Source organism: Caulobacter sp. FV1ye13L (assembly GCF_058681155.1).
On the sequence record NZ_CM178732.1, the window covers coordinates 3452226 to 3465269 of the forward strand.

The 13044-nt window shown below is 65.8% G+C and carries 14 protein-coding genes; 3 read left to right on the plus strand and 11 right to left on the minus strand.

Features of this window, described 5'->3' with window-relative positions; genetic code table 11:
* Positions 1-20: 20 nt before the first annotated feature.
* The 5 genes from thiL to glyA form a co-directional block, all read right to left on the minus strand.
* Positions 21-1082: a thiamine-phosphate kinase gene (thiL, locus tag ACW176_RS16785; protein ID WP_492109938.1), complete on the minus strand. Its 1062-nt coding sequence runs from the start codon at positions 1080-1082 to the stop codon at positions 21-23.
* Entirely contained in the window at positions 1042-1491 is a 450-nt protein-coding gene (nusB, locus tag ACW176_RS16790) for a transcription antitermination factor NusB (protein WP_419321363.1), read from the minus strand. The genes thiL and nusB overlap by 41 nt, the downstream gene beginning before the upstream one ends.
* A complete protein-coding gene (locus tag ACW176_RS16795) occupies positions 1488-1952 on the minus strand; it encodes a 6,7-dimethyl-8-ribityllumazine synthase (protein WP_419321361.1) in 465 nt (154 codons plus the stop codon). Before ACW176_RS16795 ends, nusB begins: the two co-directional genes overlap by 4 nt.
* 69 nt (positions 1953-2021) lie before the next feature.
* Positions 2022-2495 (minus strand): transcriptional regulator NrdR, encoded by a 474-nt coding sequence (gene nrdR / locus ACW176_RS16800; protein ID WP_419255617.1) that lies wholly within the window; start codon positions 2493-2495, stop codon positions 2022-2024.
* A 31-nt stretch (positions 2496-2526) separates the two neighbouring features.
* Positions 2527-3819, minus strand: coding sequence for a serine hydroxymethyltransferase (glyA, locus tag ACW176_RS16805; protein ID WP_492109939.1), 1293 nt, complete (start codon positions 3817-3819; stop codon positions 2527-2529).
* Positions 3820-3980: 161 nt separating this feature from the next.
* Here glyA and ACW176_RS16810 point away from each other — a divergent pair, with 161 nt between their 5' ends.
* Complete coding sequence (locus ACW176_RS16810; RefSeq protein ID WP_419321357.1) at positions 3981-4421, plus strand: Ros/MucR family transcriptional regulator; 441 nt, start codon at positions 3981-3983, stop codon at positions 4419-4421.
* Positions 4422-4438: 17 nt separating this feature from the next.
* Here the strand turns inward: ACW176_RS16810 and hemA are convergent, their stop codons facing one another.
* The 6 genes from hemA to ACW176_RS16840 all read right to left on the minus strand — a co-directional run bounded on the left by hemA (position 4439) and on the right by ACW176_RS16840 (position 10534).
* Positions 4439-5665, minus strand: a complete 1227-nt coding sequence (hemA, locus tag ACW176_RS16815) for a 5-aminolevulinate synthase (RefSeq protein ID WP_492109940.1) — start codon at positions 5663-5665, stop codon at positions 4439-4441.
* Between the two features lie 161 nt (positions 5666-5826).
* Positions 5827-6801: a 3-hydroxyisobutyrate dehydrogenase gene (gene mmsB / locus ACW176_RS16820; protein WP_492111954.1), complete on the minus strand. Its 975-nt coding sequence runs from the start codon at positions 6799-6801 to the stop codon at positions 5827-5829.
* Entirely contained in the window at positions 6798-7604 is an 807-nt protein-coding gene (locus tag ACW176_RS16825; protein ID WP_492109941.1) for a class I SAM-dependent methyltransferase, read from the minus strand. Before ACW176_RS16825 ends, mmsB begins: the two co-directional genes overlap by 4 nt.
* 57 nt (positions 7605-7661) lie before the next feature.
* Positions 7662-8717 (minus strand): enoyl-CoA hydratase/isomerase family protein, encoded by a 1056-nt coding sequence (locus tag ACW176_RS16830; protein WP_492109942.1) that lies wholly within the window; start codon positions 8715-8717, stop codon positions 7662-7664.
* The gene (locus ACW176_RS16835; RefSeq protein WP_492109943.1) at positions 8711-9313 is read right to left on the minus strand and encodes a histidine phosphatase family protein; all 603 of its coding nucleotides are present in this window, start codon (positions 9311-9313) and stop codon (positions 8711-8713) included. Before ACW176_RS16835 ends, ACW176_RS16830 begins: the two co-directional genes overlap by 7 nt.
* A gap of 36 nt (positions 9314-9349) precedes the next feature.
* Complete coding sequence (locus ACW176_RS16840; protein ID WP_492109944.1) at positions 9350-10534, minus strand: isobutyryl-CoA dehydrogenase; 1185 nt, start codon at positions 10532-10534, stop codon at positions 9350-9352.
* A 214-nt stretch (positions 10535-10748) separates the two neighbouring features.
* On the opposite strand from ACW176_RS16840, the gene ACW176_RS16845 reads away from it, so the two are divergent.
* Positions 10749-11192 (plus strand): DUF2147 domain-containing protein, encoded by a 444-nt coding sequence (locus ACW176_RS16845; RefSeq protein WP_492109945.1) that lies wholly within the window; start codon positions 10749-10751, stop codon positions 11190-11192.
* Between the two features lie 212 nt (positions 11193-11404).
* Positions 11405-12907, plus strand: coding sequence for a flavin-containing monooxygenase (locus tag ACW176_RS16850; RefSeq protein WP_492109946.1), 1503 nt, complete (start codon positions 11405-11407; stop codon positions 12905-12907).
* The last annotated feature ends 137 nt before the right edge of the window (positions 12908-13044 follow it).

Consider the following 13044-nt stretch of genomic DNA (forward strand, 5'->3'; position numbering starts at 1 on the left):
CGCCAAGGCTTGAGGTTTTACTACCCGTGAAGCCAGCCGAGGCGCTCGGGGGTGATATCCTTGCCCTTGAACAGGGCGCAGATCCCCTCGCCTTCCACGAACTCGCCGATGTCGCGCACGGGAACGCCCGCAGCCATCGCTGCGGCCTGGAAGGCCGCCACATCGGTAGGATCGACGGCGCAGACGATTTCATAGTCATCGCCACCCGACGCCAGCGACATCCGCGCTTCACCGGCCTCTGGCTGCGCGCTGAGCCAGTTGCGGGCGCCTGGAGACAGAGGCAAGCGGTCCAGATCGACCATGACCCGCAGGCCGCTGGCCTTGGCCACGTGAGCGGCGTCGGCCAGCAGGCCATCGGAAACGTCGGCGGCGGCCCGGGCGTAGGCCCGCAGGGCGTCGCGAATGCTCAGGCGCGGAGGGGGCAGACGATAGCTGCTCACCAGACTGCCGTCCGGGTCCTCGACTTCGCCCCAGTGAGCCAGCAGGCCCAGCCAGCCGTCGCCAATCGTGCCGCTGACCATCAGGCGGTCGCCGACCCGCGCGCCGCGGCGAAGCACCGCGTCGCCGGCGGGGACCCAGCCCAGGAAGGTGGCCGAAACCACCAGGGCGCCGGAGGTGGTGACCGTGTCGCCGCCCAGCAGGTTGATATCGTAAAGTTCGCCGTCCTCGGCCAGGCCGCGGGCGAAGGTCTCGCGATCCTGGATGGTCGTGCCCGACGGCCAACCGATCGCCAGGAAATAGCCGTAGGGCTCAGCCGCCTTGGCCGCCAGGTCCGACAGGTTGGTGCGCAGCAGCCGCTTGGCCACCAGGTCGAGATCCTCGCCAGCCAGGAAATGCACGCCGGCGACCATGGCGTCCTTGGTGATCACCAGATCGTGGTCGATGCGCGAGGGCAGGACAGCCGCATCGTCCATCAGGTCCAGCGCGACGGGATCGCCGCGTGTCAGCGGACGGAGAAGACGGGCGATATGGTCGAACTCGTTGGCCGGCTCAGCCGCCGGTTCCGACGGGCCGTCATCCGAGAACCAGTCGTCGTCCGCGTCAGGTTCGTGCATCGCGGGCGATCGCGTCGAGGGCGCCATTGATGAATCCGGCCTCCGGTCCTTCGAAGAACGATTTGGCGATCTCGACATACTCGTCGATCACGACCTCGGTGGGAACATCGCGGCGATGGATCAGCTCGAAAGCGCCGGCCCGCAGCACCGCGCGCGCGGTGGCGTCCAGGCGGTCGAGACGCCAGCCCGAGGCCAGACGCTTGACGATGGCCTGATCGACCTCGCCCTGCTTGGCCACAACACCCTTGGCCAGTTCAGCGAAGAAGGTCTCGTCGGCGGCGGCCATCTGCTGGCCGTCCACGTCACGATCGAAACGGTGCTCGGAGAACTCCCGAACCACGGCGTCGACGCCGACGCCGGAGACTTCCATCTGATACAGCGCCTGAACGGCGGCCAGACGGGCCACCGAACGCGGTTGGATCCTGTTCTTGCTCATCGGGTCTGCCCCAGCAGCTGACGCTTGAGGGCGACGGTCTCGAGGCAGGCCTTGGCGGCCGCGCCGCCGAGATCGCCTTCGCTGACCCTGGCGCGCGTCCAGGCCTGGTCTTCCTCATCGACGGTCAACACGCCGAAGCCGATGGCCAGACGCTTGCCGATACAGAGATCCTGCAGACCCCGCGCCGTTTCGTTGGCCACGATCTCGAAATGATAGGTCTCGCCGCGAATCACGCAGCCAAGAGCGACAAAGCCGTCATAGCGCACGCCCACAGGACGATTGCCGGCTTCCTCCGCCAGCGCCACGGCGCCGGGAATCTGCAGGGCGCTCGAGACGGTGATCACGTCATAGTCCGCGCCATAGGCCTCAATCGCCTGCGCGGCTCCGCGCAGCAGTTCGTCGGAGATGCCCGAATAGCTGCGGCCCTCCACGATCAGCAGGCGGATCTTCTCTTCAATCATCTAACTCGAACTCCTGGGCAGCGCCGGCGCGTCGCCAACAGACTCAGCCGCAATCGTTACAGAATGCGCCTATACTTCTTCGTCCGCGACGTCGCTCAGGCCTTCTTCGCCCAGAAACTTTGCGAAATCGCTAGTTTCCTTGAAATCGCGATAGACCGACGCGTATCGGACATAGGCCACGTCATCGAGGGCCTTCAGCGCCTTCATGACCATTTCGCCTACCGTCGAGGACGGAAGCTCGGTCTCGCCCATGCTTTCCAGCTGCCGGACAATGCCGTTGATCATCCGATCCACGCGTTCGGCCTCGACGGGACGCTTTTGCGTCGCCAGGGCAATAGACCGAACCAGCTTCTCGCGATCGAACGGCGAGCGCCGCCCGGAACGCTTGAGAATCGTCAGCTCGCGCAGTTGCACCCGCTCAAAGGTGGTGAATCGTCCGCCGCATTCGGGACAGGCGCGACGACGTCGGATAGCCGCGCCGTCTTCCGACGGGCGGCTGTCCTTGACCTGGCTTTCGGCGTGGCCACAGAAAGGGCAGCGCATGATCTGGCCCTCCCTGGCTCAATCCAGCCTATTAGTTGTAGATCGGGAAGCGCGCCGTCAAGGCCAGCACTTCCTCGCGCACCTTGGCCTCGACGGCGCCGTTGCCCTCAGAGCCATTGGCCGACAGGCCGTTGACGACCTCGCCGATCAGCTCACCGACCCTGGTGAACTCGGCCTCGCCAAAGCCCCGGGTGGTGCCGGCGGGGGTGCCTAACCGGATGCCCGAGGTGATGGTGAAGGGCGCGGTGTCGAACGGCACGCCGTTCTTGTTGCAGGTCATGTCGGCGCGCTCGAGGCTGTGCTCGGCGTCGCGACCGGTCACGCCCTTGGGCCGCAGGTCCACCAGCATCAGGTGGCTGTCGGTGCCGCCTGAGACGATGTTCACGCCAGATTTGCCCAGGGCCTCGGCCAGGGCCCGTGCATTGGCGATCACCTGTTTGGCGTAGGCCTTGAACTCCGGACGCAGCGCTTCACCGAAGGCCACGGCCTTGGCGGCGATGACATGCTCCAGCGGACCGCCTTGCAGGCCTGGGAAAACCGCCGAATTGACCTTCTTGATGATCGCTTCGTCATTGGTCAGCACCAGACCACCCCGCGGACCGCGCAGGGTCTTGTGGGTGGTGGTCGTCACGATATGGGCGTGCGGGATCGGGCTGGGATAGACGCCGCCAGCGACGAGGCCCGCAAAGTGGGCCATGTCGACCATCAGATAGGCGCCGACGCTGTCAGCGATCTGGCGGAAGCGGGCGAAGTCGATCTCGCGGCTATAGGCGCTGCCGCCGGCAATGATCAGTTTGGGCTTCTCGCGCAGCGCCACCTCGGCGACGCTGTCGTAATCGATCAGCTGGTCCTGCTGGCGAACCGAATAGGTCACCGGCTTGAACCACTTGCCCGACTGGTTGGCGGGGCTGCCGTGCGTCAAATGGCCGCCAGCGGCCAGGTCCATGCCCAGGAAGCAGTCGCCCGGCTGCAGCAGGGCCATGAACACCGCCTGATTGGCCTGCGAGCCCGAATGCGGCTGGACGTTGGCGAAGCCCGCGCCGAACAGCTGCTTGGCGCGCTCGATGGCGATCAGCTCGATCTCGTCAACGAACTCGCAGCCGCCGTAGTAGCGCTTGCCCGGATAGCCTTCGGCATACTTGTTGGTCAGGATCGAGCCCTGCGCCTCCAGGACGGCCCTGGACACGATGTTCTCCGAGGCGATCAGCTCGATCTGGTTTTGCTGACGACCCAGCTCCAGACCGATCCGATCAAAGATGTCGCGGTCCGCCGTAGCGAGGTCCGCGCCGAAAAAGGCGGTCAGGGTGGAAGCGGGTGCGGTCATGGGCGGTCTCCAGACGCTGCGGGGAGTCAGTGGCGCCTTCTTTAACCGCCTTCGCGCCGCGATCAATCTCGGAACCTCGGAGAATGTTGCACGTTCGTCGCATGCCGGGGCGATGAGTGCGCCTCAGCCCGAAGACTGTAGCAATCGAGAGGCGATCACCGATGACGGCGCAAAGCGGGGCTGCAGGCTTCAACGACGGACAGTCGCTCGACCTTCTGGCGCTCAGCGCCGATATCGTGGCCGCCTATGTGGGGCAGAACACCGTCGCTCAGTCGACCATTCCCGAGCTGATCCGCACCGTTTACGGAGCGCTCTCGACCCTGAACGGCGACCAGCCGCAGCGGGCGGTCGAGAAGGCAAAGCCCGCCGTTCCCGTCTCTCGCTCTGTCCAGCACGACTATATTGTCTGTCTGGAGGACGGAAAACGCCTGAAAATGCTCAAGCGTTATCTTGGCTCTCACTACAATATGAGCCCCGAGGAATACCGCCGCAAATGGGGTCTTCCTGCCAACTATCCCATGGTGGCGCCCGCCTATGCGGCGAGGCGTTCGGCCTTCGCCAAGCAGATAGGCCTGGGCAAGGGCGTGCGGCGGGGGCTGTAGCCCCCCGCCGGACCCGATCAGGCGGCGTAGCCGCCCATGCGAGCCACATTGCAGTGCGCCCATAGCTGTTCCATCGCCCCGACCAGCTTGCGCATCATGTCGTCGGTGTGGAACGGCGTCGGCGTGAAGCGCAGGCGCTCGGTGCCACGCGGCACCGTCGGATAGTTGATCGGCTGCACATAGACGCCGTGCTCGGCCAGCAGCATGTCGCTGATCAGCTTGGTGTGATTGGGGTCGCCCACCATCACCGGCACGATATGGCTGTCGTTTTCCATCACCGGCAGACCGGCGGCCTTGAACATGGCCTTCAGGGTCTGGGCGCGTTCCTGGTGCATTTCACGCACCTCGGGATGCTGCTTGAGCCACTTGACGCTGGCTAGGGCGCCGGCCGTCAGGGCCGGCGGGAGCGAGGTGGTGAAGATGAAGCCCGAGGCCATCAGGCGGATGGCGTCGACCACTTCGGTATCACCGGTGATGTAGCCACCCATGACGCCAAAGGCCTTGCCCAGGGTGCCTTCGATGATGTCGATCTGGTCCATGACGCCGTCACGCTCGGCGACGCCGCCGCCGCGCTGGCCGTACATGCCGACCGCGTGGACCTCGTCGAGATAGGTCATCGCGCCGTACTTCTTGGCCAGGGCTGCCGTCGCGCCGACATCGGCGATATCGCCATCCATCGAATAGACGCTCTCGAACGCCACCAGCTTGGGTGCGTCGACCGGCGCGGCCGCCAGCAGCTCTTCAAGGTGGGCCAGATCGTTGTGGCGGAAGATGTGACGCTTGCCGCCGCCATTGCGGATGCCGGCGATCATCGAGGCGTGGTTCTGTTCATCGGAGAAGATGATCAGGCCCGGCAGGATCTTGTAGAGGACGCTCAGGCTGGCTTCGTTCGAGACATAGCCCGAGGTGAACAGCAGCGCGGCATCCTTGCCGTGCAGGTCGGCAAGCTCCGCCTCCAGCTCGACATGGTGATGGTTGGTGCCGGAAATGTTGCGGGTGCCGCCCGAGCCCGAGCCGTGCTGGTCGATCGCGGCGTGCATGGCGTCCAGCACCACCGGGTTCTGACCCTGGCCCAGATAGTCGTTGCTGCACCAGACCACGACGTCGCTCTCGCCACCGTCAGGACCGGTCCAGGTCGCGCGGGGGAACGCCCCGCGGTGTCGCTTCAGGTCCGCAAACACCCGATAGCGGCCTTCTTCACGGATCTGGCCGATCGCGGCGCGGAACGCGGTTTTATAGTCCATGGTCTTCTTACTCGACCGCCAGACGGACAAGACCGCCGGACCGCCGGTCCCTTCTCGATACCCCGCGTTTCGCACGCACGGGCCGCCGCTGTCCACATAGGGACGATTACTTACGCTTAGGAAATAGGCTTTTTGTCACATTGATCCAGGTCAAGCTGGCCTCAGTCAAGTTCGGCGAGGCGGCCGCGCAGCATCTGGATCACAGCCGAGAAATCCTTGCTGCCAAAACCGTTGGCGTCGAACAGCGCATATAGCGCCTCCGCCTGGGCGCCCATGGGCGTCGAAGCGCCGGCCTTGGCGGCCGCTTCCTGGGCCAGCTTGAGATCTTTCAGCATCATCGCCGTGGCGAAACCGCCTTCGTACTGGCGGTCGGCGGGCGTGGCGGGACCCACACCGGGCACGGGGCAATAGGTCGAGACCGACCAGCACTGGCCCGACGACTTGCTGGCGATCTCGAAGAATCGGTCAGCGGCCAGGCCCAGCTTCTCGGCCAGGGCGAAAGCCTCGCAGGTTCCGAGCATCGACACGCCCAGCAGCATGTTGTTGCAGATCTTGGCCGCCTGCCCCGCCCCGTGGTCGCCGGCGTGGATAGTGACGCGCGACATCGGCGCCAGCGCTGCCTCGACCGCAGCGAAATCGGCGGCGTCGCAGCCGACCATGAAGGCCAGGGTCCCGGCCTCGGCGGCCATGACCCCGCCCGACACGGGCGCGTCGGCAAAGCGGAAGCCGGCGGCGGAGGCCTGGGCAGCCACAGCCCGAGCGCTCTCGACGTCGATCGTCGAGCAGTCGAGCAACAGGGCGGACTTGGGCGCATGGGCCAGGATCTGCTCGCCATAGACGCTGCGCACATGAGATCCGGCCGGCAGCATGGTGATCACCACCTCAGCATCGGCGACGGCTTCGGCGACCGAACCCGCTGCATGGCAGCCCGCCGCTACGGCCCGCTCGATCGCCTGCGGCGACAGGTCGAACGCCCTGACCTGGTGCTGGGCCCGGGCCTGGTTGGCGGCCATGCCGCCGCCCATGTTGCCCAGACCGATGAAGGCGATGCGGCTCATGCTGGTGCTCCCAAATGCGAACCGCGCCTCATGGGCGCGGTTCTTATCGTTGAAACTCGGATATTGGCCCGTCTCTATCGCGCGCTGGCGGGCTTGCGGAACTTGTAGACGAACTGGTCGGTCTTGCTGCGGATCGCCGGGTCGAAAACGCTGGCGGTGCGCTTGTCGGCCGGGTCGCGCAGCACCCTGCTCTCGCCCTCGAAGACGAAGCCCGCAGCCGTCACTTCAGATCTCACCGCCGCCGAATCGATGCGATGCAGGGTTTCGGTGTCGCGCAGGCCCGAGCCCGCCTCGGCCGAATGGTCGATGACCAGATAGACGCCGCCCGGCTTCAGCGAGCGGAAGACGGCGCGGTTCACGGCGCCCAGATCGGCCGGCCCCATGAACTTGTTGTGCATGTCGTGATAGTTCTGGGCCGTGAACACCAGATCCAGCTTCTCGGGGCCCGAGAAGTTCGGCAGCGTGTTCAGCAGCACCGTCACGTTCTTGTAGGCCGGGTCGCGGGCGATGGCGTTCACCGCCGGCTCGCGCTTGGCCAGCTTGGTCAGTTCGTCGGGCACATAGGCGTAGACCTTGCCCTTGGGACCCACGGCCTTGGCGAAGATACGGGTGAAATAGCCGCCGCCCGGGATCAGGTCGGCGACCTTGGCGCCGGTCTTGACGCCGGCGAAGGTCAGGACCTCGCCCGGCAGGCGGTCAGCGTCGCGGACCATGTCGGCAGCCGGGCGGGCGGGATCGGAAATGGCGGCCGCGATATTGGCGGGAATAGCCACAGCGACAGGGCCCGAAGGCGGCGGAGGCGGAGGCGGCGGTCCCATGGGCGTCGTGGCGCACGCGGCGAGACCGAGCACGGCGACGAGACTGAGAAGCGGCTTACGCATGGCATTCCTTCCGACCGGTAGTGTTCTTGTTGCGCTCAGGTTAGCGCACGACGTCCCTTACGTCAGCGGCGTCCATTCGTCTTCCGGCGCGAGCGGCGCGAAAATCTCGTCGAGCATCGCTTCGGTCACACCGTCCAGCGCGGCTGGCGACCATTGGGGCGCATTGTCCTTGTCGATGATCACCGCCCGGACGCCCTCGATGAAATCGTGCCTCTGAACCACCCGGGCGCCGATGCGGTACTCCATCGCCATGTGCTCGGCGAAGTCCTCGGCCGCCTCGCCCAGCGCCAGCTGCCGGAAGGCCACCTTCAGGGTCTGGGGCGACTTGGTCTTCAGAGCGGCCAGCTGGGCCTTGCCCCAGTCGCTGGAGTCCATTTCCAGGAACTCGAAGATCTCCTCGACGCTGCCGCCGACGAACAGGCGGTTGAGGTCCTGCTCGATGCTGGCCAGCGGGGCCTTGCCGGCGTCGGCTCGGAACATCTTCAGGATCTCGTCGACGCGGCGGTGATCGGCGATGATCGCCTTCTTCAGGCCCTCGATCGCGCCGAACTCGACGAAGTGGGTGGCGATGCCCAGGCGCAGGCAGTCCGCCCCCTTGATCCGCGCGCCGGTCAGGGCCAGCCACAGCCCCGCCTTGCCCGGCAGGCGCGGCAGGTACCAGCCGCCGCCGACGTCGGGGAACAGGCCGATGCCGGTCTCGGGCATGGCGAAGGTCGTGCGTTCAGTGGCGATCCGGTAGTGGGCCGGCATCGAGATGCCGACGCCGCCGCCCATCACCACCCCGTCCATGATCGCCACAACCGGACGGTCATAGGTGAAGAGCAGGTGGTTGAGCCGGTACTCGGTGTGGAAGAACTGGCGCGCCGCGACGCCGTCGCCTGCCCCGCTTTCCGCCAGCATCCGGATGTCCCCGCCGGCGCAGAAGCCGCGCTCGCCAGTATGGTCGATCATGACCATGTCGATCTCGGGATCAGCCTGCCATTCCAGCAGGGTCTCGATCATGGTCTCGCACATGCCCAGCGTCAGGGCGTGCAGAGCCTTGGGCCGGTTGAGCGTGATCCGACCAACGTTTTTATGAACGCGGACAATGATTTCGGCCGTATCGTTCAGCATGCGGGTTCCTCGACGGGTTCGCAGTCCAGGCGGTCGATCTGGCCGGCGACCAGACGGAAGAGTGCGTCCTGCGGCACGTCCTGTAACAGGGTGGCTTCACGCGAGAGGCCCGCATAGGCCCCGCGCAGCAACCGACCGGCGATGCCGTGGCTCACCACGATCAGACGCCGCTCGGGCTCGGCGGCCTGCTCGGCCAGCCAGTCGGAGACACGCGCCATGACCTGCTCATAGGTCTCGCCGCCCGGCGCGGTGAAAAACCATTCGGGGCTGTCGAAGGCCTCGGGATTTTCGCGCTGCACATCGGCATAAAGGCGCCCCTCCCATTGGCCGACCGTCAGTTCCATCAGCCGATCGTCGAACTCGACCGTCCGGCCAAGCCGGTCAGCGATGGCCTGAGCCGTATCGCGCGCCCGCCGGAGCGGGCTGGCGACGATCCGCCAGTCCGCTGACTTGTCGCAGGCGATCAGATCCTGCAGCAGGTCGGCCATGGCCGCGGCCTGCAAGCGGCCCAGAGGCGTCAGGTCGGCTTCGGTCTGCCCCTGCAGGCGGCGTTCGCGGTTCCACTCGGTCTGGCCGTGGCGGCAGAGATAGATCACGTTGGAATCCCGGTTCGGCGAAGGGCTGGCGTGGCTCTACTGCCGAAACATCTCGCGCGCTATGATCACGCGCATGATCTCGTTGGTGCCTTCCAGGATCTGGTGCACCCGCAGGTCGCGGACGATGCGCTCCAGCGGATAGTCCTGCAGATAGCCGTAGCCGCCGTGCAACTGCAACGCGTCATTGGCCACCTGGAAGCCGGCGTCGGTGGCGAAGCGCTTGGCCATGGCGCACAGCTTGGTGGCCTGCGGGTCCTTGTTGTCGAGCGCATGAGCGGCGCGGCGCACCATCAGGCGGGCGGCTTCCAGCTCTGTAGCCATGTCGGCCAGCTTGAACTGCAGGGCCTGGAAGTCCTTCAGCGGGCGACCGAACTGCTTGCGGGTTTCCAGATAGGCCTTGGCGGTGTCCAGAGCGAACTGGGCCCCGCCCAGCGAGCAGGAGGCGATGTTCAGGCGCCCGCCGTCCAGACCCATCATGGCGAAGCGGAAGCCCTCGCCGTCCTGGCCGATGCGGTTGGCGACCGGCACACGGCAGTCGTCGAAGTTCACCTGGGCGGTCGGCTGGCTGTTCCAGCCCATCTTGCGCTCGTTGGCGCCGAAGCTGAGACCCGGCGTCCCCTTCTCGACCACGAAGGCCGAAACGCCCTTGGCGCCGTCGCCGCCGGTGCGGGCCATGACCACATAGACGTCTGAAACACCACCGCCCGAGATGAAGGCCTTGCCGCCGTTCAGGACGTAGTGGTCGCCCTCGAGCCTGGCGCTGGTGCGCATGTTGGCGGCGTCAGAGCCGGAGCCCGGCTCGGTCAGGCAGTAGCTGGCGATCAGCTCCATGGTCGTCAGGCGCGGCAGATAGCGCTGGCGCAGATCCTCGGATCCGAACCGGTCGATCATCCACGAGGCCATGTTGTGGATGGTCAGATAGGCGGCAGTGGACACGTCGCCGTAGGACAGGGCTTCAAAAATGATCGAGGCGTCCAGGCGGCTCAGGCCCGTGCCGCCGACGTCGTCCTGCACGTAGATGCCCGCGAAACCCAGTTCGGCGGCCTGGCGCAGAACATCGACCGGGAAGTGTCTCTTCTCGTCCCATTCCGCCGAATGCGGGGCAAGCTGTCCCTCGGCAAAGGCGCGCGCGGCGTCCTGCATGGCGATCTGGTCGTCGCTGAGTGCGAAATCCATGCGCGATATCCTCCCATGCGAGGCAGAACCGCCCTCGACTTTCATTGCCGCTGGACCTGCCGCGCGGCGACCGCGATGTCAACGGCGACGCGACGACAGCGGCTGGACCGGGGCCCTCCGCCGGCCAGCGAGCCGGCGGAGGGCATTGTAACCTGAAATCCACTGTTACACCTTGTGTAGCGCCGCAAACGCCACACCCCCTTGATAACCTGACGCTTTGACCGCAGATCACGGCCTCTGGAGGCGTCACCTTTTCGTCATGCGTAAGCTCAAGCTTTTCTTTGTCGCGCTCGCCGCGCTCGTCGGTCTTGCGTCAGCCCCGGCCCATGCGGCCGGCGAGGGCTATGGCATCTGGCGCAACCCCAAGGACAATGTCCGGGTCGAGATCAAGAGCTGCGGGACCAGCACCTGCGGCGTGGTCGTCTATGCCAGCCCAAAGGCCCAGGCCGACGCCCGCAAGAGCGGCTACGACACCCTGATCGGCCAGCAACTGCTGCGCGACTTCGAACCCGTCGGCAACGGCTTCATGCGCGGCAAGGTCTTCGTGCCGACCCTGAAGGTGACGCTGTCGGGCACCGCCGAGTTCATTGACGCCCGCACCCTGCGCGCCAAGGGCTGCGTGCTGGGGAAAATGCTCTGCAAGTCGCAGATCTGGACCCGGGTCGACACCGTCACCGCCGACGCCAGCCGGGCCTCCAGCTGATCTTTCCGGCCGCCTGACCGCCACGGTCCGCCCAGCCCGACGCGCATCCTGACCTCGCGCCCCGCACGCCTGTCGAAACAAGTCGCTTGATCCCAATCAAACCTCGCGGCAGCCTGTAGGTTTACAGCGTTCAGTTAAGCGCCCGCAGAGGCGTGAATTTTGGCGAGGGCACGCGGCGGACCTCAGGGGTCCTCCGCCCAGGGAAGACGCGCATGACGGACACCTCCACGCTCGAGAGAGCGCCGCAACAGTCATCGACCGAACATTTCGACGTGATCATCGTCGGCGCCGGCATATCCGGGGTCGGCGGGGCCTACCATCTGCGCCAGCAGCGTCCGGGCGCACGCTTCGTCGTCCTGGAAGCCCTGGGCGATTTCGGGGGTACCTGGCGCAGCCATACCTATCCCGGCATCCGCTCCGACAGCGACCTCTACACCTTCGGCTATCGCTTCAAGCCCTGGGTCGGGCCTCCGATCGCCAGCGCCGCCGAGATCCTCAAATATATGGGCGAGGTGATCGAGGACAACGATCTGGCCCGCCACATCCGCTATGGCCACAGGATCACGCGCGCCAGCTGGTCCAGCCAGGACAAGCTATGGACCCTGGAGGTCACCCGCAGTGACGGGGCGACCCAGCGCTTCACCACCAACTTCCTGTGGATGTGCCAGGGCTATTATCGCCAGTTGCAGGGCTACACGCCACAATGGCCCGGCATGAGCGACTATAAGGGCCAGATCATCCATCCGCAGGAATGGCCCAAGGACCTCGACTACAAGGGCAAGAAAGTCGTGGTCATCGGCTCGGGCGCAACCGCCGCGACCCTGGTGCCCGCCATCGCCGGGGACTGCGACCACGTTACCCTGCTGCAGCGTTCGCCGACCTATTTCGTGCCCGGGCGCAACGAGAACGATCTGGCCAACACCCTGCGCGAACTGCAGATCGACGAGACCTGGATCCACGAGATCGTCCGTCGCAAGGCCCTGTTCGACCAGGAGATGTTCACCCATCGCGCCATCGCCGAGCCCGATGCCGTCAAGGCTGAACTGCTGGAGGGGGTAAAGGCCTTCCTGGGCGAAGACTTCGACATCGCCAAGCACTTCACCCCCCGCTACCGCCCGTGGCGCCAGCGGATCGCCTTCGTCCCCGACGGCGACCTGTTCCAGGGCATTGCCTCGGGCAAGGCCTCGGTGGTCACCGACGAGATCGAACGCTTCACCCCGACAGGCCTGTTGCTGAAGTCGGGTGAAACCCTCGACGCCGACATCATCATCACCGCCACGGGCTTCAACCTGAACGTCCTGGGCGACATCGATTTCGTCGTCGACGGCAAGCCCCTGAACTTCGCCGACACCGTCACCTATCGCGGCATGATGTTCACCGGCGTGCCCAACATGGTCTGGGTGTTCGGCTATTTCCGCGCCAGCTGGACCCTGCGCGCCGACCTGATCGCCGACTTCGTCTGCCGCCTGCTGGCCCACATGGACGAAAGGGGCGCAAAACAGATCGAGGTCGCCCTGCGGCCACAGGACAAGGACATGCCCCTGTCCGGCTGGATCGATCCGGAAAACTTCAATCCGGGCTATCTGATGCGCGGCATGCACCTGCTGCCCAAGGCCGGCGACAAGCCCGAATGGCGCCACACCCAGGACTACTGGGCGGAAAAGGACGCACTGCCCGCCATCGATCTGGACGAGGCCAGCTTCGTCTATTCCTGAGTCTCCGACATCGCGGCGACGGTCGGGCTATTGCGATCTGACCGTCGCCGGCGAAACCTGCTGTTACATGTCGTGACGTCACGTGGGACGCGCGCCCACTTGCTAATGTCTCGAGCTGGCCCCAACTCTGTGGGTCG

What these genes read in the sequence shown, in the direction of transcription:
- thiL (WP_492109938.1), bottom strand. Translation starts at nt 1,082, where the DNA reads ATGGCGCCCTCGACGCGATCGCCCGCGATGCACGAACCTGACGCGGAC.
- nusB (WP_419321363.1), bottom strand. Translation starts at nt 1,491, where the DNA reads ATGAGCAAGAACAGGATCCAACCGCGTTCGGTGGCCCGTCTGGCCGCC.
- ACW176_RS16795 (WP_419321361.1), bottom strand. Translation starts at nt 1,952, where the DNA reads ATGATTGAAGAGAAGATCCGCCTGCTGATCGTGGAGGGCCGCAGCTAT.
- nrdR (WP_419255617.1), bottom strand. Translation starts at nt 2,495, where the DNA reads ATGCGCTGCCCTTTCTGTGGCCACGCCGAAAGCCAGGTCAAGGACAGC.
- glyA (WP_492109939.1), bottom strand. Translation starts at nt 3,819, where the DNA reads ATGACCGCACCCGCTTCCACCCTGACCGCCTTTTTCGGCGCGGACCTC.
- ACW176_RS16810 (WP_419321357.1), top strand. Translation starts at nt 3,981, where the DNA reads ATGACGGCGCAAAGCGGGGCTGCAGGCTTCAACGACGGACAGTCGCTC.
- hemA (WP_492109940.1), bottom strand. Translation starts at nt 5,665, where the DNA reads ATGGACTATAAAACCGCGTTCCGCGCCGCGATCGGCCAGATCCGTGAA.
- ACW176_RS16825 (WP_492109941.1), bottom strand. Translation starts at nt 7,604, where the DNA reads ATGCGTAAGCCGCTTCTCAGTCTCGTCGCCGTGCTCGGTCTCGCCGCG.
- ACW176_RS16830 (WP_492109942.1), bottom strand. Translation starts at nt 8,717, where the DNA reads ATGCTGAACGATACGGCCGAAATCATTGTCCGCGTTCATAAAAACGTT.
- ACW176_RS16840 (WP_492109944.1), bottom strand. Translation starts at nt 10,534, where the DNA reads ATGAAAGTCGAGGGCGGTTCTGCCTCGCATGGGAGGATATCGCGCATG.
- ACW176_RS16845 (WP_492109945.1), top strand. Translation starts at nt 10,749, where the DNA reads ATGCGTAAGCTCAAGCTTTTCTTTGTCGCGCTCGCCGCGCTCGTCGGT.
- ACW176_RS16850 (WP_492109946.1), top strand. Translation starts at nt 11,405, where the DNA reads ATGACGGACACCTCCACGCTCGAGAGAGCGCCGCAACAGTCATCGACC.